Raw genomic sequence first — 19,206 nt, forward strand, 5'->3', positions numbered from 1 at the left:
CTACTCCCGCACGCCCGTGCTGCCGAAGCCCGCTTCTCCGCGCTCGCTTGGCGCTAGCGTTGCGGCATCCTCGAAGATACCGGTCACGACCGGCGCGAGGACAAGCTGCGCGATGCGATCGCCGCGCTTCACCAGCACGTCTTGATTGCCGTGGTTCACCAAAATGATCTTGATCTCGCCGCGATAGTCGGCATCGATCGTGCCCGGAGAATTGAGCAAACCGATTCCATCACGTAATGCGAGTCCGCTGCGGGGTCGCACTTGCATCTCGTAACCCTGCGGAAACTCGACGCAAAGCCCTGTGGGTACGGCAGCTCGCGCGCCCGGCCGCAGAACGAGGTCGGCCTCAAGCGCCGCGCAGACGTCCGCGCCGGCCGCATCCTTGCTCGCATATTTCGGAAGTGGAAGACCGGCTGCATGCGCAAGCCGCGTTACGCGGACGCGCATGTCCTCAGGTCGCAAGCTCAGTTAGGACAGTCCGAAAACCTTCAACGTCCGTGAACGAGCGATAGACGCTTGCGAAGCGGACATATGCGACCTTATCGACGGCGTGCAACGCTTCCATGACCTTCTCACCGATGAGCGTCGTCTGTACTTCGTTGTCGCCGCGTGAAAAGAGCTCGCGTTCGAGCTTCGCGACGATCTCGTCGAGCTGCGCTTCGGAAACCGGCCGCTTCTCGCACGCGCGCTGCAAGCCGGCCAGGATCTTCTCGCGATTGTATTGCTCGCGCCGCCCGTCTTTTTTCACGACGAACAAACGAGGCGCTTCCATACGCTCGTAGGTCGTGAAACGGTGTTTGCAAGTGAGGCACTCGCGACGGCGGCGTACGACGGATTCATCGTCACGCGAGTCGACGACGCGTGTCTCGCTCTTGCGGCATGCTGGGCAGAGCAGGGTGCGTGCGGCCTCGTAGGGAGAGGACCCCCAATATCTTGGGGTTCAGACGAGTATAAGGCACGACCCACAGGCCGGGCAAATTCTAGGCTATTTTGCTGCCCCGATTTTGAACATCTTCGTTCCACAGACCGGACACTTGCCTTCGGTTGCCGGTCGACCGTTCTTCATTGTGATCTGGACCGCGTCTTTAATTTCACGCTTTGTCTTGCATTTCACGCAGTACGCTTCAGCTGCCATGGTTGCTCCCATATTCCCCAGCTCCATGTTCCTCCTCGTCTTTCCCCCGAACGAGGCCGCGTGAAGGAGGGGGGTGGAGCGACCGGTCCTCGTCCTGCCGGCCGAATCGGCCGGTCTTTTCTTGCGAGCTGGACGCCCCGGGGTGGACGTCCCGCTCTGGGTCTGCGGGTCGCTTGAGGGCCTGGCCGCGCCTTCGGTCGCGATCGTCGGGACGCGGGCGCCGAGCGGCGGCGGACGTAGACTCGCCTTCGAAACCGCCCGGGCGCTGGCCGGCTCCGGCGTTTGCGTGATCAGCGGCCTCGCGCTGGGAATCGACGCGGCCGCGCACGAGGGCGCTCTGGCGGCCGGGGCGCCGACGATCGGCGTCCTCGGCGGCGGGCACGATAATTTTTTCCCGCTGGGAAATCGCGAGCTCGCCGAGCGGATCATCGGCTGCGGCGGCGCCGTCATCTCGCCCTACGCTCCCAAGTGGCCGGCGCGGCCCTGGCAGTTTCTGGAGCGCAACGCGATCGTCGCGGGTCTCGCCGATGGAGTCATCGTGGTCGAAGCTGCGGCACGAAGCGGTGCGCTGAACACCGCGTCGCACGCAGCAGATCTCGGGATTCCCGTCATGGCGTTTCCAGGCGACGTCGATCGCGTCAAAGTCGCCGGCTGCTTGGCGCTCTTACGCGACGGTGCGACGCTCGTCCGTGACGCGGCGGATATTCTCGAAGCGATCGGCATCGAGCCGGAGCGTACCAGCGAACATGGCGCGAGCGGGGCGCTCGAAGAACGCTCGCGAGCGATCGTTGAACTGCTCGGCGGGGGCGAGATGGATTTCGATGCGCTGCTGGTCCGCTCCGGGATCGATGCGGGCGAGCTCGCCGGACGCTTGATCGAGCTGGAGCTGCGTGGGATCGTCGAGTCGAGGACCGGCGCGCGCTACGCGCTAACATGAGCAACGTGCGTAATCCTAACGTCCCCGAGTCGCTTGACGGCTGGAGCATCCTGCACCGGATGTACAGCTTCAATCGCCGGCGCTACGCAGCGCTCGATGCAGCAAATCGCACGCGCGTCACCGCAGATGCGATTGAATTCTTGCGTCCGTTGCATGACGATCCGGAAAGTGACGTCAGCCTCGCGCAACTGCTGGGCCACAAAGCCGACCTGATGTTGACGTTTTATGCGAAGAGCTTCGATGCGCTCGGTGACGCTGAGATCGCGTTCGATCGCCTAGCCTTGCGCGATTATCTCGAACCGCACGGTTCATACGTCTCGATCCTGGAGCTTGGTTTATACGAAGCCACGCGCCGAATTCACGAGACGTTGCGCGAGCGTGCGCTCAAGCCGCATTCAGCCGAGTGGAACGACATGTTCGATGCACTCTTGCGCGAAGAAGCCGAAGAGCCGCGCAGCGCGGCGCGACTTTTTGCAAAGATCCCTCCGAGGCGCTACGTTTGCTTCTATCCGATGGACAAGAAGCGCGGCGAGCAGACCAACTGGTACTCCTTGCCGTATAAAGAGCGCGCCGAGCTGATGCTGGATCATGGTAAGATCGGCCGCACGTTCCACGGACTCGTCACGCAAGTGATCTCTGGATCGATCGGCTTCGACGATTGGGAGTGGGGCGTCGACCTTTACGCCGACGATCCGCTCGTCTTCAAGAAATTGATTTACGAGATGCGTTTCGACGAAGCCAGCGCACGCTACGCCGCATTCGGTCCGTTTTATACGGGAATGCAATTCTCCGTCGACGCCCTGCCGTCGTTTCTCGAGGGTAACGAGCGCGCCGCGCTTTTAACAGCCTTCGAAGTCTGAGAGCCTTCCAAGGTCTCGCACGTTTGCTTGCCCTCCCGCTTGGGGTAGAGATGTTCGCAGAATGACGACAACGCGGACCGCTCTTTTCGCATGCGCGCTTGCCCTTACGGTGGCCGCGACCGCATGCGCCAAGAAACCCGAGCGGCCCGCGGTAGCTCCGCCGCAAGTCGCGACTGCGATTACCGCAGACGGTACCGTGCACCCGACGTTGACGCTAGCCGGATTCATTGCGCCGGCGCAGAGCGTTGCGCTCTCGAGCAGCCTCCAAGAGCCGACGCTCAAGGTCAACGTCCAAGAAGGCGATCACGTTCGCGCGGGACAGGTGCTCGCGGTCCTATCGACTGCCGATTTGCGAGCGTCGCTCGCGTACGATTTGCACAATGCGCAAGCCAACGACGCGCTCACGAAGCAGAACCAGTTACAGGGTCAGCTCAATATTTCGCAAGGGAATGACGCTGTCAACCAGGCCCGCGCGAACCTGCGTTCGGCGCAGGCAACGCTTACGAACGCCGAGCGCGACTTGCAACGCTACAAACAGCTCTACAGTCAGGGCTACGTGACGGAGCAGCAGTACGTCACGCAACAAACGACGGTCGAAAACGACACGCAGGCGGTGCGCAACGCACAGGCCGCGCTGTCAAGCGCGATCTCGAATGTCGCGACGAACGGTACCATGCAAGCGGGCCTACAAGCCGCAAAGGTGGAGCAATCGGCCGCGCAAGCCCGCGCCTCGCGCGACCAGGCCGCGCAGGAACAGGTCAGCATCAACACCGCGAGCATCTCGTCGCCGGTGAACGGGATCATCGTCAATCGCAATTTGAATCCCGGCGAATATCCCGGAAGCCGCCAGATCTTCACCATTCAGGAAGAAGACTACGTCTTCGCAATCTTGAGCGCGTCCTCAGCGCGGATTTTTCAGATTCCAGTCGGCGCAAGCGTCAACGTCACGGTGAACGGCAACGGCATGCGCGGCAAATTCCCGGGCAACGTCGTCGCGGTGCTCGACCAACTGACGCCCGGCTCCACGAATTTCGCGATCAAGGTTCGCGTTCCGAATCCGCGAGGGACGCTGCGTTCAGGTCTCACCGTCTCAAGCGTCATCTCGCTTGACGCCGTTTCCGGAGTCGAAGTGCCGGTCAGTGCATTCCTCGATGACAATCACGTCACGGTGATGACGGTCGACGCGAACGATACAACGCACGTCGTTGACGTCGCGCAGCTCGCGACCGACGGCACGAATGCAATCGTCACGGGCTTGGCGACCGGCGTCCGCCTCGTCACGAACGGTCAACTGGGGTTAAGCGCCGGACAAAAGGTAGCCGTCCGCTAGAATGTGGCTGACGCGCGTCTTCATTCAGCGTCCTACGCTGGTGCTGGTCTTGATTGCGCTCTTCTTTCTGGCGGGAATCATCTCGCTTCAGAACCTCGTCGCGCAACAATATCCCAACGTCGAGAAGCCGGTCATTTCGATCCGCGTTTCCTACTCGGGCGCATCGACGACCGAGATGCGCGACAGTATCGTCGTCCCGATCGAGAATCAGATTGCCGGTACGCCTGATCTGCAGACGATCGATTCGACCGTACAGAACGGTTCGGCGTCGATCTCATCGACGTTCGACTTAACGTCGGATCCGTACACGGATCTCGTCTATATCCAGAAAGCGCTGACGCAAGCTTCGAAGTATCTGCCGACCAATTTGGTCCCGCCGACGATCAATATTTCAAATCCGTCCGAAACGGTCGTCGTGACGCTCGGAGTGACGTCGAAATCGCTGAGCCCATCCGCGCTTTCCCTCATCATCACCGGCGTGCTCATCCCGGATCTCGAGCAAATCCCGGATGTCGCGAACGTCAACGCCAACGGAACCGTGACGCCCGCGTACGAGGTGACGGTCAATCCGCAGATCCTCGCCGGCGACAATCTGACGATCACCGACATCGTCGATACGATCGAAGCGAATAACCTGCATCTCCCCGGCGGGACGCTTTATGCGCCGAACCGGTCGACGAGCTTGGACGTGCGGGCCGACATCACAAGCTCGCAATCAATAGCCGACCTCTTGATTCAAGCGACGCCGGGAACGTCGGGAGCCACGGCGGCTGCATCGCAGCCGCTTTCACCCACGGCAACCAATCCATGGACGACTGTGGCGTCTGCGCATCGCATTTCGGATGTCGCGACTGTCGTCACCGGGCAGGAGCCGCAAACCAGTTTTGCGGCCGTCAATGGGCAGACTAGTTTCTTCCTTCAGGTGCAGAAGAGCGCGGATGCCAGCGAAGTTACAGCTTCCAACAACGTCTTAGCCGCATTGCCCGGCTACGAGCAGCGTTTCCCGCAGCTTGCATTTACCGTCGTCAACGTGCAATCCAAGTACACGCAGCAGCAGCTCAACGCGGTGGTACGCACGCTGGCCGAAGGCATCATCTTCATAGCGGTCGTGATGCTGTTCTTCTTGCGTTCGTGGCGCAACGCCGTCGTCGTGGTCATCGCGATCCCGACGTCGCTCGCCGTGACGCTGTTCGTGATGAAGATGTTCGGTTTCACGATAGACACCGTCTCGCTGCTCGGCATGACGCTCGCGATCGGCATTTTGATCGACGACTCGACCGTCGTGCTTGAGAATATCGAGCGACATCGCGACGAGCTCGGGCAAACGCCGATTCGTGCGGCGATCAGTGGCCGAACCGAGATTGGCCAGGCGGCAATGGTGCTGACCTTGGTCGACGTCGTCGTTTTCTTGCCGATCGCGTTTCTCCAAGATGAGGTCGGCCGCCAGCTTGCCGAGTTCGGCGTCGTCGTCACGGTCGCGACGCTCACGTCACTGTTCATCTCGTTTACGGTCACGCCCGCGCTGGCCGGTCTGTGGGCGCTGCACTCGACGTGGAAGCCGCCGAAGTTCATCGATGCCTTCGATAATTTCTTCACGCGGCTGCGCGGCTGGTATCACGAACGTGCGCTGACGTGGGCGCTCGCGAAGCCCTGGACCGTCGTCGCATTCGCAGGCATAACGTTTGTACTCGCAATTCTCGCCGTGAGCTTCGGCTTCGTCGGCAAAGAGTACATCCCGGCGCAAGACACCGGCCAGTTCTTCGTGCAATTCACGTTCCCGGTTGGAACGCCGGTAGTGCAGACCGCGCAAGAAGTAGTGAAGGTCGAGCAGGCGATCCTCAAGATACCGGATCTCGGCGCGATGACGCGTGTTGCGGGTGCGGAATCAGCGAGCTTCGGCGGATTCGTCTCGCAAACGAACGTCGGGCAGATTCAGGTCTTTCTGAAAGACAACCGCCGGCATCCGACCACCTACTGGGTGAGCGAGGTTCGCCGCCAAGCGGCGCAACTCGCACCGGATGGAAAAGTGGTCGTGATTCCCTCGACCGGGACGAAGGGCGGGAACGCGCAGCCGATCGACGAGCTCGTCAGCGATCTCTCCGGTGGTGATCCGACGAATGCGGCGCAGCAAGTACTGCAGGCACTGCAACAAACCCCGGGCGCGCAAAACGTCAACAGCTCGGCCAGCGCGCTTTCACCTCAAGTGAACGTACTGTTCAATCGTGAAGCAGCGCGCTCGCTCGACGTCGCAATCAGCGACGCGGCGAGTGCCGTGAACGCTGCATTCGCCGGCGCGCTTCCGACGCAGGTGATTACCTCGCAAGGGATCGAGCAGGTGCAGGTCATCTATCCCCTGGCGAATCAGCAAGATCTCTCGGAAGTCGAGGCGATCCCGATGCGCGCGCTCAACGGCAACATTGTGACCGTCGGGGACGTTGCGCAGCTGCAACTGCAACCGACTCTGCCGCTGATCACACGCGAGAATCGCCTTACCGTCATTCACGTTGACGCAAACGTGGCGGCAAACTCGTCGCTCGCGAACGTCCAGGCCGCATTCCAAAAGAAGCTTGCGGCTCTGAATCTTCCCCGAACGATTCGCGTCGCGCCCTCCGCTCAAGGCCAGCAATCCGAGATGGCTCAGACGCTGTCGGACGTTGGGCACACGATGATCTTGTCGCTCGTCCTCGTGTTCTTCTTGATGGTCGCGCTCTACAACAGCTATAGCTCGCCGTTCATCATCATGTTTTCGGTCCCGGTAGCGGCAGTGGGTGCGGTTGGGTCGCTGATGCTGACGCACTCGACGCTGAATTTGTTCTCGTTGATCGGCTCGATGCTGCTGATCGGTCTTGTCGCCAAAAACGGCATCCTGTTGGTCGACTATGCGAACACGTTACGACGTCGAGGCTATTCGAAGGTCGAAGCTATCAAAGAAAGCGCGAAGACGCGATTCCGTCCGATCATGATGACGACACTCGCCATGGTCTCGGGAATGCTTCCGCTCGCGCTCGCCTTTGAGCCTGGTTCTCAGGAACGTCAAAGCCTCGGGGTCGTCGTCATCGGCGGTTTGCTTAGCTCGCTCGTGCTAACGCTTGTGCTCGTTCCGGTGATGTATGAATGGATCGCGCCCAAAGAGATGTCGACGCGCGAACAGGACGTCGAGAACGAGCTCAACGTTCCGACCGCGCACGAACAGCTTGGCGGGCAACCCGCACCGACGAGCTAGCGCGAGAAGAGTCCGACCAGCTCGCCTTCTGCCAGAATGTGACCGCGCATCATGAACATCAACGTCGCGCCGGTCGTGCCTTTTTCGAGCGGCAGTTTGTCGACGTCGAGTGCGAACACGCGATGACGGTAGTGGTGCGGTGAATCGCCGGGCGGCGGTGCGGGACCACCGTAAGCGCTCATCCCGTAATCCGTATAGCCCTGCACGGCGCCCGCAGGGACTTTACCCTCTTCCAATTCCGTCACGTTGGCCGGAATGTTGAAGACGAGCCAGTGCCAATAACCGACCGTCGTCGGCGCGTCCGGATCCCAAATCGTAACGACGAAACTTTTCGTACCGGACGGTGCGCCGCTCCACTTGAGGTTCGGCGAGATATTTTCGCCGCCGACGTCCCAGCCGTTGAAGCCGTACTTTTTCGGGATCGTCTGATTATTTCCGAACGAACTGCTGGTTATGTTGAGTTTGTCTGCCACTCGAATCTCCTCGCGGGGCTGGTTTGCTGCCGTGCCTCGTCGGAAGCTGCTGTTCGGCAACGCAACAACACAGCCCGCGAGGCGACTTTTATCTCAATTGGCAGTCCAACTTACGTAGGTTGGATGGTGTGATTTTATCGTTGGATGGTGAAATGGGCTCATTGGATGGCGACAGCCTCAGCCCATACCTCGATGATAGTGTCCCGCACGCACGCCCCCCGGAAGAATGCTGATGACGCTGACCGTTCCGAACGCCGTTGATCCGGATCCCCAAGAAACTCGCGAATGGCTCGATGCCTTTGATGGAGTCCTGACGCACGAGGGACCACCACGTGCGGCGCAGCTGCTCGAGCGGCTCGTCGAGCGCGCGCAAACCGGCGGGACGCAAGTCGACGTCGGTTTGCAGACACCGTACATCAATACGATTCCGCTTTCGCAGCAGCCGCCGTATCCCGGCAACGACGATCTGGAGACGCGCCTGCGTCACTACATTCGCTGGAACGCGATGGCGATGGTCGTGCGCGCCAATCACATCTCGTCCGAGCTTGGCGGACACGTCGCAAGCTTCGCATCCTCGGCGACGCTGTACGACGTCGGTCACAATCATTTTTTCCGCGCGCCGAGCGAGAACTTCGGCGGCGATCTCGTGTTTTTCCAAGGCCATTCGTCGCCGGGTGTTTATTCGCGAGCGTTTCTGGAAGGCCGCATCTCGCAAGAGCAACTCGAGAATTTCCGGCAAGAAGTCGATGGAAAAGGTCTCTCGTCGTATCCGCATCCGTGGCTGATGCCGGACTTCTGGCAATTCGCGACCGTCTCTATGGGGCTCGGCCCGATTCAAGCGATCTATCAAGCGCGCTTCCTCAAGTATTTACACAATCGCGGGATCGCAAATACGGAAGGCCGCAAGGTTTGGTGTTTCATTGGTGACGGCGAAAGCGACGAGCCCGAATCACTCGGTGCAATCAACGTCGCGTCGCGCGAAGGTCTCGACAACCTGATCTTCGTCATCAACTGCAACTTGCAGCGTCTCGACGGTCCGGTGCGTGGCAACGGCAAGATTATCCAAGAGCTCGAGCGCGAATTTCGCGGCAACGGCTGGAACGTAGTGAAAGTCGTCTGGGGCAGCAATTGGGACCCGCTGCTCGAGAAAGACAAGAGCGGCAAGCTCGTGCAGCTGATGACTGAAACGGTCGACGGCGAGTATCAAGCGCTCAAAGCCAACGACGGCAAATTCGTGCGGGATCACTTCTTCGGCAAGTATCCCGAAACGGCGGCGCTCGTCGCAGATTGGACGGACGCTGAAGTGTGGGATCTGCAGCGCGGCGGTCACGATCCGCGCAAGGTGTACGCAGCCTACGACAACGCAACGAAGACGATCGGCAAACCGAGCGTCATCTTAGCGATGACGATCAAGGGTTACGGCATGGGCTCCTCGGGCGAAGCGCAAAACATCGCGCACCAGCAGAAGCACATGGACATCGAAGCGATGCGTCAGTTCCGCGATCGCTTCGCCATTCCGATCAAAGATTCGGAGCTCGGCGACATTCCGTTCTACAAGCCCGCCGACGACAGCGCCGAAATGAAATATCTCAAAGAGCGGGTGCGCACGCTCGGCGAGGTTCCGCAGCGGCGCCGTAAGTCGACTGCATCTATCGTCGTCCCTGCGCTTGCAGCCTTCGACCAGCAGTTAAAAGGGACGGGAGATCGCGCGATCTCGACGACGATGGCATTCACGCGCGTCCTCTCGACGATGATGCGCGACAAGGGCATCGGTCCGCGCATGGTTCCGATCGTTGCGGACGAGACGCGCACGTTCGGCATGGAAGGCCTGTTCCGCCAAATCGGCATCTATTCGCCCGTCGGTCAGCTCTACAAGCCGCAAGACGCCGCGCAATTGATGTACTATCGCGAAGCCAAAGACGGACAGATTCTCCAAGAGGGCATCAGCGAAGCCGGTTCGCTGTGCTCGTGGATCGCGGCCGCGACGTCGTACTCGACCAGCAACGTCCCGATGATCCCGATCTTCATTTTTTACTCGATGTTCGGATTCCAACGTGTGGGCGACTTGATCTGGGCGTCGGGTGACATGCGCAGCCGCGGGTTTCTGATCGGAGGAACGTCCGGGCGTACGACGCTCAACGGTGAGGGCTTACAACACGAAGATGGGCAAAGCCAGATCATGGCCTCGTTCATCCCGAACTGCGTGTCGTACGATCCAACATTCTCCTACGAGCTCGCGGTCATCATGCAGGACGGTTTGCGCCGCATGGTCGCGGAGCAAGAGGACGTCTTCTACTACATCACGGTGATGAATGAGAACTACATTCACCCCGATATGCCGAGTGGCGCGGAAGAAGGTATTCTCCGCGGGATGTACCTCTTGCGCGACGCGGGGGACACCAAGAGTCCGCGCGTGCAGCTCATGGGTTCGGGAACGATTTTACGCGAAGCGATCGAAGCGGCAACGCTGCTCGAAAACGATTTCGGCGTCGCGGCCGACGTCTGGAGCGCGACGAGCTTCAATCAACTGCGGCGCGACGGCCTGGATGCGCAGCGTTGGAACCTGCTGCACCCCGACAAGAAGCCACGCCAATCGTTTGTCGAGCAATCACTCGGTTCGCGACAGGGTCCCGTTGTTGCCGCTACCGACTACATGAAGACGTTCACCGAGGGCATCCAACCGTTCGTCGGCAACCGGCGCTTTCACGCACTTGGAACCGATGGGTACGGCCGCAGCGATTTCCGTAAGAAGTTGCGGGCATTCTTCGAAGTCGACCGGCGTTGGATTGCGCTCGCGGCGCTAAAGAATCTCGCGGATGATGGGACGATCCCGGCAACGGACGTTGCGAAAGCGATCAAAAAGCTCGAAATCGATCCGAACAAACCGAATCCGGTGACCGTGTAGTATGGCGAGCGCCCTCGATATCAAAGTTCCGAACATCGGTGACTTCAAGGACGTCCCGATCATCGAGGTGCTGGTGAAAGCCGGCGACAAAATCGAGGTCGACAGCCCGCTCGTCACCGTTGAATCCGAAAAGGCATCGATGGATATTCCGTCGCCGTCTGCCGGCGTCGTTGAGTCCGTCATCGTGAAAATCGGCGACAAAATCTCCGAAGGAACACCGATCGTGCGACTCGCCGGCAACGGCGCCGCCGCAAAAGAGGAAGCACCAGCCGCGCAAGTAGCGCCTCAGGCGGCACCCGCAGTTGCCGCGGCGCCCGTACAACAGAGCACGCTAAAGGTCGCGGTGCCGAATATCGGCGACTTCAAAGAGGTTCCGATCATCGAAGTCCTGGTCAAGCCCGGCGATACGATCGCAGTCGACAGTCCGCTCGTCACGATCGAATCGGAAAAGGCGTCGATGGACGTGCCGTCGCCGGTTTCCGGTACGATCGCATCGGTCGACGTCAAAGTCGGCGACAAAGTTTCCGAAGGTTCACCACTGCTTACGCTAACGGCCAGCAACGGTGCAGCCGCCGCTCCCGCTGTAGCGCCCGCGCCCGCAGCAGCGCCCGTGCAAGAAGCAGCGGTTGTGGCCGACGGCGCAAGCGTGCACGCGAGCCCTTCGATTCGGCGTTTCGCGCGCGAGCTCGGAGTCGATCTGCGCAAGGTGCAAGGGACGGCGCCGCACGGTCGCGTCACCAAAGACGACGTCCAAAACTTCGTCAAGAAAACGTTGGCCTCGCCTGCAGTCGCGGTGGGTGGCGGCGCGATGCCGTTTGCGCTGCCCGCATGGCCGAAGATCGACTTCGCGCAATTCGGGCCGATCGAGCGTCAGCCACTCTCGCGCATCAAGAAGATCTCGGGCCCGTACCTTCATCGCAATTGGGTTTCGATTCCGCACGTCACGAACAACGACGAAGCCGATATCACCGATCTCGAAGCGTTCCGTAAGCACGTCAATGCCGAAGACCCGAATGCTAAGCTGACGATTCTCGCGTTCGTGATGAAAGCGCTCGTCTCAGTACTCAAGCGCTACCCCGATTTCAATTCATCGCTCGACGGCGACGCGTTGATCGTCAAGAAGTACTACAACATCGGCTTTGCGGCCGACACGCCGGCCGGTCTGATCGTGCCCGTTCTCAAAGACGCGGATAAGAAAGGCGTGATCCAGATCGCCAACGAGACGCGCGAGCTCGCCGCGCGCGGACGCGACGGAAAGCTCAAGCTCTCCGAAATGGAGGGGAGCACGTTCACGATTTCAAGCCTGGGCGGAATCGGCGGAACGGATTTCACGCCGATCGTCAATGCGCCCGAAGTTGCGATCCTGGGTCTCAGCCGGTCGACGATGAAGCCGGTTTGGAACGGAAAAGAGTTCGTACCGCGCTTGATGCTACCGCTGTCGCTTTCGTACGATCATCGCGTCATCGACGGTGCCGCGGGCGCGCGCTTCAATGCATATCTGGCCGAAGTGTTGGCCGATATGCGCCGGACGATGCTCTAGACGGGAGCTACCAGCGGCCGCCCGCTGAGGGCTTCGTTCGAAAGAAACAGATGAGCGATTCCCGTGCGATGCGCGGCGTGCGCGAGCACGTCGACTTCCTCGCCGGCGAAGTGAGTACGTTCTTTTTTCGGCCCGCAAACTAAGATCCCGAAAAGAGTACCGTGGACCATCATCGGAATGATCAGCGCCTCGCTGAATGCGTGGGAACTGCGCTCAAATTCGTAGGGCTCGTTCCAACGGCGAAGTTTGACGACCGCGGGATCGTCTTCATCAATTCCTTGCGGCACGTCATTCTTGGAGGCGTGCGTCAGAACAAACGTGCTACCATCACGCAGATAAATTGCGGCATAGGTCGCCTCAGTGTTGGCGATAACCGTTTCAAAGAACAGCTTCAAGAGCGCCGACCCTTTGACTACGACATCGGTTTCATGTGAGAACCGCCGCAAATTGGCGAGCGAACGCGCGCGTTTCGCAAAAAAGATGCCATTCAATCGGCGATCGACCTGCGAGTGGATTCGCTGCGCGGATAGTCCGATCGCGAGTGCTAGCACGACCAGTAAACCTTGACCGGTAATGTATTGTCCGGTATTCGGCACGAAGCGCTGCGCCAGATTCCCGATTATCCACTCGCCGATGATGAATGCGGAGACTACGATCAACGAGACGCTGGCGAAAATCGCGGCACGGCTGACCGCGATGCTCAGATCGAGAAGTCGATGCCGAAGGATTACATAGGGTAGGATAATGAGCACGGGGATATTCGGAAGATCGAGGTTTTGTACCAACCCAAAGACCGGTATATCCCAGTTCGGTGCGATGATCTGCGCGAGCGAGAGAAAGAGCCAAGGCGTTTGGTTCATGACGATCGCGGTTGCAACCCAATTCATCTGCGCGCGGTGATCGACATCGACGTGAGCTAGGCCGTCGAGACATGCAATGATGCAGATGATCGCGACACAGACGTTCGAGATGAGTTGCAGAAAAAAGTACGCGATCGACATGTGATTGATCGCGACGTCCGCCAGCGGTACGTACGGAGTGAAACTCCTCGCGTCGTACCAAGCGTAAATTAGTGCGCTGACGATTGCGAGCGGCAGCGCCGTATGACGCAGGGCATTGCGCAACCGTGTCGGCACCGACGGGAACGATGTCGACAACACGATGATGGCGTAATTTATGAACGTGTATCCGAGATAAGCAGAGGTTGAACCCCAGGCCCAGGCACTGAATCCCGTTGGTGCTGTAAGGTACATCCAGCCGGCCACCGTGAGGAACGCCATATCGATCAGCACGAGCGAGAGAAGCCGGCCCTCGGGGCGATCAGCGCTACGCAAACCGACGAGCAGTCCGGTCGCGAGTGCCAAAATGACCAAAATCAAACCCAACCAGCCGCGCTCGACCGGATTCTGTGCGGGGGTGTCCTCTACGTAGGAGATGGTTTGGCGCTCTCCGTTCCGCAGTACATGGAGCGTCCTTAGCTGGTTGACACGCGTGGAGCGCTGTGCGAAGTAGTCCGCTGCCGAAAGGTGCGTGGAGTCGATGACGTCGCCGACTGCCAATCCGGCTTTCGCCGCGTTGGATTTTGGCTCAACGAAGATGATGCGGGATCGGGCGACGCCGGCCGGCTCCGTGCGAAGCTCTGGTGACACCTGGCGAATCTGTCCGGTCAGTCCAGCACCTGACAGTATCGCGATCACCACAACGAGGGCAACGAGGACAAACCGGAAAAGCGGCGCCATGAAAACTAAGGATTTCGCGTCGGGTCTTAACATCTTGCTATGACCGTGAAGCCCCAGTTTCCCGACGAACAGCTCGATGGAGAGTTCGTCCGCCAAGACGACGCATTTCGCGGAAAACCTCTGCCCGAGGCGGGACGCTATCATCTCTACGTGTCGCTCGCGTGTCCGTGGGCGCACCGCACGATCATCATGCGCAAGCTCAAGGGACTTGAGGATGCGATCGGGATGACGATCGTCGACCCGGTGCGCGACGAGCGCGGGTGGCGTTTCACGTTCGAGCCGGATCCGGTCAACGGCTTCGCGTTTCTCAGCGAGGCATATTTCAAAACGGATCCCGGCTATCGCGGCCGCGTCACCGTCCCGGTGCTCTGGGACAAGCAGACCGGCACGATCGCGAACAATTCCGACGACGACATCCTGCGCATGTTTGAGACCGAGTTCGATGCGCTCGCCAAGCACAACGACGTCGATTACTATCCCGCACGTTATCGCGCCGAGATAGACGCGCTCAATGCCGAGATCTACGAGAACGTCAACAACGGCGTCTATCGCGCCGGCTTTGCAACGTCGCAGGACGCGTACGAGCGCGCAGCGCGCGAAGTCTTTGCCGCGCTCGATGGCCTCGACAGGCGCTTGGCGTCACGGCGCTATCTCTTTGGCTCGATGCCGGTCGAAACTGATTGGCGTCTCTTCGTAACACTCATACGCTTTGATGCCGTCTACTACGGGCATTTCAAATGCAATCTGCGCCGCATCGTCGACTATCAGAATCTCGGTCCGTACGTTTGTGACCTGTATCAATTTCGCGGCGCCGGAACGACCGTCGATTTGGATCAAATTAAAACGCACTACTATTTTACGCACGACGACATCAACCCGACGCGCATTATTCCAATCGGTCCCCTCTTGAACTTCAACGCGCCGCACGGTCGCGAGCGTCTCGGCTAAGCGAGCGATGCGCTGCGTCGCACGCAACCCTTAACCGTCGCACGGGTACGTACGGTATGTTATGTTTCGAGTATTAAGTGCATTTCTTGGGTTCGGGCTCTTGATTCTCCAAACCAGCGCAGCCCAAAGCGCTACTCTGCAAAATGCGCAGAGCGTTATGACGAATGTTGCCAAGAGCACACGCGCACCGCGTTCGTTCGAGGCTGCTACACAGCTGCAGCTCAAACAACGCAGTTTCCCATTCACAAAAGTTGCGCTGAGCGGAATGTCCTACTTTCAAGCCCCGAACCGGTTGGCGGTGCGTTTCGCCAAAGTTCCGGGCTACATGAGGGGCTTACCGAAAGCTTATGCGACGCTGCTCAACGTCGGAGCTTGGCCGCAAGAATATAACGCCAGTATGATGTCGCCGCAGAGCGTGAACGGACACACAGACCTTGCGCTGAAGTTGACGCCGAAGTCGGCGCAGTCGACGGATCGCGGCGTCGTGCTCGTCAACCCAACGAACTGGACGGTCGAGCAAGTTAATTGGAATCTCTCCGGCGGCGTCACGCTGACGATGACGGAAGCGTACACCGTCGTCGGCTCGTATCGCGTGCCAGCTAGTCAATTGCTTTCCGTGCACACGCCGTACGCGACCGCGGATGGAAACGCGACGCTGCAGAACTACGCGCTGAACGTTCCGATCGACAACGGAATTTTCGCGCACGAGTAAGACTCGACGACTGACGGCGCGAAGGCACTACCATGAACGCCTTCACGCCGTCAAAAGTCGTACAGCGCATCGATGCGGGCTCGCAGCGTCCGAGAACTCGCCCCGGATCGGGAGTCGTCTCCCTAGCGGTCGGCGAGCCGGATTTCGACACCCCGACGCAGATCACTGACGCCGCAATCGCAGCGCTGCGCGCGGGATACACGCACTACATCGATCCGGCGGGCGATCCCGAGCTTCGCGAGGCGTTAGCTGCGACGGTCTCGTCGGTCGCCGGCGAGAAATACAACGCCGATCAGGTGTTCTTGACGCACGGCGGAACGGCCGCGATTGCATCGGCGATCTTGGCGATCGCGAATCCTGGCGACCGAATCGTCATCCCGGATCCGAACTTTTCGCTCTACGCCGACGCTGCGTACATGGCCGGCGCCATTCCGGTGCCGGTGCCGGTGCTCGCCGACTATCATCTCGATCTCGACCGGCTGGAAAAAGAGCTGCGTGGCGCTCGGATGCTCGTCATCTGCAGCCCGTGCAATCCGACCGGCGCCGTCTTTACGCCTGAAGAGCTCCAGCGCGTTGCCGAGATGATCGAGAAGAGCGATACGATCGTCATTAGCGATGAGGCTTATTGCGAGATCGTCTACGACGGACGCCCCTTCAAGTCGATGACGCAGTTCCCGGCGATTCGCGGACAAGTGCTCTATTGTCAGACGTTCTCAAAGACGTTTGCGATGACGGGCTGGCGTTGCGGATATCTTGCGGGGCCTGCGGAGATCATCAAAGCTATCGGGTTCGTGAACCGCACGTTCAACGGTGCGCCAAACGCTTCCGTCTGTCGCGCGGCGCTCGAGGCGACGCGAATCGGTCCGAGCCTCGCAAAGCCGATGCTGGCCGAGTACATCAAGCGGCGCGATCTGATCGTCGAACACGCACGAGCAGTCCCGGGGCTCGAGGTTCGCCCGCCGGAGGGGACGTTCTATCTGTTCACGCGCTACGACATCGACATTCCGGCCAGCGAGATGACTGCGAAGCTCATGGAAGGTGGCATCGCCGTCCGTTCCGGAACGGAATTCGGTCCGGCCGGCCAGCACCACATTCGCTTCTCGTTCGCGACGAGTCCCGAGAAGATCATTGAAGGTTTGAGCCGCGTGAAAGCCGTTTTCGAAAAACTTGCGCGTCCGGCCGCGGTGTAGTGTCGCAGCGCGTTAGACTCTTCACTCAGCCGGGTTGAAGCAGCTGTCTTCGCGCGAAAGAGTTTCTTTCGTCTCGTAGCGTCACGTTCGAAATCGCGGACATCGCGAACGATCCGCAAGCACTTCCCGACTTACGCGCGCTCGGTGCGCTGACCGTGCCGGTCGTTGCCGTCGGTGAACGCTGGGTCTCGGCTGCGAGTCTCGATCATGTCGCTGACCTGCTCGGCATCGACCGGAGCGGGCACCGGATGCTCGCGCCGATCGAGCTGGTCGAGAAATACGACGCGATCTTCGCAGCCGTCCAACGTTATTTGCGCGCCTTTCCGCCGGAAAAGATCGGAATGACCGTCCCGCGCCGCGATAAACGCGACATGCGCGAGCTCGGCTATCATGTGTTCGCGATTGCCGACGATCTGGTCAGGGTGCGCGACGGCGACGTCTACCGGCAAGGCAACGCGCCAACTCCGGATGACGTCCAAACCTTCGATCAAATCGTCGCGTACGGCGACGGCGTGCGAAATCGTTTACGCGATTGGTACGCCGAACAGCCGCCCGAGCTGTGGCGCGAAATCCGCAGCACGAGCTACGGCGCATTTCCGATGCACCTTTATCTCGAACGGGCGACATGGCATTCCGGTCAGCATTCGCGTCAGATCGTCGAGATGTTGCGCCTGGCGGGTGTTGACGCGCCGAACCCGCTTCCGCAAACATTTTTCGCCGGCTTGCCGCTGCCCGCGGGCATTTGGGAGTGACTACTAAATGATCGACTCTTTCTTGTCCGCGAGCTTGCCGAGCGCATTGATGACGGTGATCGCCAGCGCCGTCACGATAAGGGCGTAAAACAGCTCGTAAACCACGCCGGTTCCTTTCGGAAAGAACGTCTTGAGCAGATCGCCGATGGCCGTGTTCCATGCGCCCGCAGCCAGAAGACCAAACCCTGCAGTTGCCAGAGCCGTCATCGTTGCGAGATATGTTTGACGAAAAGATTGCACCGGAGAACCTCCTGAAAAAGCGGTTCTCCGTGCTCCGTTACTCGGTTGGAGGCTCCTCCTCGCCACCGCTGCTGCGCTGATTGAAGTCGACGGGAATCACATTCCCTTTTGAACCTTGACCCGAGTCGCATTCGTTTTCGTCGTCGGTGTGCGAGCGGCCGCAATAGACGCACGACTCGATGGCGCGCTGTGTTTTCTGCTCCAGTTCGATGCGTGCATCGAGGAGACGGTCGCGATCCGATCCTTTGGGCTTTTCGCCGACCTTGGCTTCGATCCGCGCATGGGCTTCTGCGGCTTCGCGCAGTTCGTAAATTGCCGCTACCTTGTCTTCCATGCGGGCTTTCTTCCCTGGCGAGCGCTCCCAGTAACGCCTAGGTGGCGGCTTTGACTTCCTCCCGGATGTAGGAATCCGTCTTATCTATCCAATCCTGACGCGGCGGCGAGAAAACGTCGATTGCGATGCAGTCTTCGAGCGTTTCCGCCGAGTGCGGCAAGTTTGATGGTATCACCAAGACCTCACCGCCGCGGACGATGACCTCGTCCTTGCCGCCGAGCACGAACTTGAGCGCGCCCGAGACGATGTACGATAGCTGCTCGTTGTGGTGCGAGTGCTCGGGGACGATCTCGCCCTTGGCTAAATCGAAGCGAGCAATCATCGCGGATTCGCCGTGAATGAATTTGCGGCGGACCCCCTTCTTGAGGGTCTCTTCCTCGACGTCATCCCACTTATAAACGTTTGCCTTACTCATGGACGAGGCTTGAACGAAGCCGCCGGAGGCTCCTCGCAAGCCGGGACGTAATCCTCGGTATGAATGTTTCTTCAGTTACCGACTCGCTCGAAACCGCACGCGCGTACGTCAAAGAGGTTGAAAACGCATTCGGCAGCGGCGATGTCGATCAAATGATCAAAGGTTTCACCGACGACGTTGTGGTGCGTTTTGCGGATCGCCCCGAGATGCACGGAGTCGCCGAAGTCGAGGCATTCTTACGCCTGCGAATGGCGCGCCAGAAAAACTATCGCTTGAAAAAGTATCTGCGCATGCTAACCGGTGACATGATCGGCAACATGTGGGAAGGCGAATGGACGGACGCGCAAACCGGAAAGAAGATGCGAGGCCGCGGGACGGAGTTTTGGACCATGCGCGGCCAGAAAATCGCTGTCTGGGAAGCGACTTTTAACGTATGGGAAGACGGTGCAACCCAGTACCTGTTCTAGGTAGTG

General features: G+C 59.7%; 18 protein-coding genes and 1 pseudogene. 12 read left to right on the plus strand and 7 right to left on the minus strand.

The annotated features are described in order from the left end of the window. A complete protein-coding gene (gene dut, locus VGG22_11485; protein HEY1728988.1) occupies positions 1-447 on the minus strand; it encodes a dUTP diphosphatase in 447 nt (148 codons plus the stop codon). A 4-nt stretch (positions 448-451) separates the two neighbouring features. Beyond that, a complete protein-coding gene (nrdR, locus tag VGG22_11490; GenBank protein ID HEY1728989.1) occupies positions 452-895 on the minus strand; it encodes a transcriptional regulator NrdR in 444 nt (147 codons plus the stop codon). Positions 896-1,208: 313 nt separating this feature from the next. Here nrdR and VGG22_11495 point away from each other — a divergent pair, with 313 nt between their 5' ends. The 4 genes from VGG22_11495 (at position 1,209) to VGG22_11510 (ending at position 7,485) form a co-directional block, all read left to right on the plus strand. Next, positions 1,209-2,072 (plus strand): DNA-processing protein DprA, encoded by an 864-nt coding sequence (locus tag VGG22_11495; protein HEY1728990.1) that lies wholly within the window; start codon positions 1,209-1,211, stop codon positions 2,070-2,072. Then, the gene (gene hemQ, locus VGG22_11500) at positions 2,069-2,932 is read left to right on the plus strand and encodes a hydrogen peroxide-dependent heme synthase (GenBank protein HEY1728991.1); all 864 of its coding nucleotides are present in this window, start codon (positions 2,069-2,071) and stop codon (positions 2,930-2,932) included. Before VGG22_11495 ends, hemQ begins: the two co-directional genes overlap by 4 nt. A 61-nt stretch (positions 2,933-2,993) precedes the next feature. After that, positions 2,994-4,262: an efflux RND transporter periplasmic adaptor subunit gene (locus tag VGG22_11505; GenBank protein HEY1728992.1), complete on the plus strand. Its 1,269-nt coding sequence runs from the start codon at positions 2,994-2,996 to the stop codon at positions 4,260-4,262. A 1-nt stretch (position 4,263) separates the two neighbouring features. Next, a complete protein-coding gene (locus VGG22_11510; GenBank protein ID HEY1728993.1) occupies positions 4,264-7,485 on the plus strand; it encodes an efflux RND transporter permease subunit in 3,222 nt (1,073 codons plus the stop codon). Here the strand turns inward: VGG22_11510 and VGG22_11515 are convergent. Continuing rightward, positions 7,482-7,958 (minus strand): YbhB/YbcL family Raf kinase inhibitor-like protein, encoded by a 477-nt coding sequence (locus VGG22_11515; GenBank protein HEY1728994.1) that lies wholly within the window; start codon positions 7,956-7,958, stop codon positions 7,482-7,484. The two genes, VGG22_11510 and VGG22_11515, sit on opposite strands and share 4 nt — an antisense overlap. 232 nt (positions 7,959-8,190) lie before the next feature. Between VGG22_11515 and aceE the strand changes: the two genes are divergently transcribed. Next, complete coding sequence (aceE, locus tag VGG22_11520; protein ID HEY1728995.1) at positions 8,191-10,863, plus strand: pyruvate dehydrogenase (acetyl-transferring), homodimeric type; 2,673 nt, start codon at positions 8,191-8,193, stop codon at positions 10,861-10,863. A gap of 1 nt (position 10,864) precedes the next feature. Then, positions 10,865-12,403: a dihydrolipoyllysine-residue acetyltransferase gene (locus VGG22_11525; GenBank protein ID HEY1728996.1), complete on the plus strand. Its 1,539-nt coding sequence runs from the start codon at positions 10,865-10,867 to the stop codon at positions 12,401-12,403. Here the strand turns inward: VGG22_11525 and VGG22_11530 are convergent. Continuing rightward, positions 12,400-14,142 (minus strand): GAF domain-containing protein, encoded by a 1,743-nt coding sequence (locus VGG22_11530; protein ID HEY1728997.1) that lies wholly within the window; start codon positions 14,140-14,142, stop codon positions 12,400-12,402. The genes VGG22_11525 and VGG22_11530 overlap by 4 nt on opposite strands. Before the next feature lie 39 nt (positions 14,143-14,181). Here VGG22_11530 and VGG22_11535 point away from each other — a divergent pair, with 39 nt between their 5' ends. From VGG22_11535 to VGG22_11555, 5 genes and pseudogenes are all read left to right on the plus strand, one after another. Further along, positions 14,182-15,090, plus strand: coding sequence for a glutathione S-transferase family protein (locus VGG22_11535; GenBank protein ID HEY1728998.1), 909 nt, complete (start codon positions 14,182-14,184; stop codon positions 15,088-15,090). A gap of 61 nt (positions 15,091-15,151) precedes the next feature. Continuing rightward, a complete protein-coding gene (locus VGG22_11540; protein ID HEY1728999.1) occupies positions 15,152-15,802 on the plus strand; it encodes a hypothetical protein in 651 nt (216 codons plus the stop codon). A 32-nt stretch (positions 15,803-15,834) separates the two neighbouring features. Next, positions 15,835-16,992, plus strand: coding sequence for an aminotransferase class I/II-fold pyridoxal phosphate-dependent enzyme (locus VGG22_11545; protein ID HEY1729000.1), 1,158 nt, complete (start codon positions 15,835-15,837; stop codon positions 16,990-16,992). A 56-nt stretch (positions 16,993-17,048) separates the two neighbouring features. Then, positions 17,049-17,165, plus strand: a pseudogene (locus VGG22_11550) (glutaredoxin domain-containing protein). A 75-nt stretch (positions 17,166-17,240) separates the two neighbouring features. Next, a complete protein-coding gene (locus tag VGG22_11555) occupies positions 17,241-17,744 on the plus strand; it encodes a DinB family protein (protein ID HEY1729001.1) in 504 nt (167 codons plus the stop codon). 3 nt (positions 17,745-17,747) lie between these two features. On the opposite strand, the gene VGG22_11560 is transcribed toward VGG22_11555, so the two are convergent. The 3 genes from VGG22_11560 to VGG22_11570 are packed head-to-tail and all read right to left on the minus strand — an operon-like array spanning position 17,748 to position 18,733. Then, the gene (locus VGG22_11560; GenBank protein HEY1729002.1) at positions 17,748-17,984 is read right to left on the minus strand and encodes a DUF5654 family protein; all 237 of its coding nucleotides are present in this window, start codon (positions 17,982-17,984) and stop codon (positions 17,748-17,750) included. Positions 17,985-18,021: 37 nt separating this feature from the next. After that, complete coding sequence (locus tag VGG22_11565; GenBank protein HEY1729003.1) at positions 18,022-18,318, minus strand: hypothetical protein; 297 nt, start codon at positions 18,316-18,318, stop codon at positions 18,022-18,024. 37 nt (positions 18,319-18,355) lie between these two features. Then, positions 18,356-18,733, minus strand: a complete 378-nt coding sequence (locus VGG22_11570) for a cupin domain-containing protein (GenBank protein HEY1729004.1) — start codon at positions 18,731-18,733, stop codon at positions 18,356-18,358. Positions 18,734-18,792: 59 nt separating this feature from the next. Between VGG22_11570 and VGG22_11575 the strand changes: the two genes are divergently transcribed. Beyond that, positions 18,793-19,200, plus strand: a complete 408-nt coding sequence (locus VGG22_11575) for a DUF1348 family protein (protein HEY1729005.1) — start codon at positions 18,793-18,795, stop codon at positions 19,198-19,200. Positions 19,201-19,206: the final 6 nt, after the last annotated feature.

The organism is Candidatus Baltobacteraceae bacterium, from assembly GCA_036489885.1.
In the GTDB taxonomy this organism is placed as follows: Bacteria; Vulcanimicrobiota; Vulcanimicrobiia; order Vulcanimicrobiales; family Vulcanimicrobiaceae; genus JAFAMS01.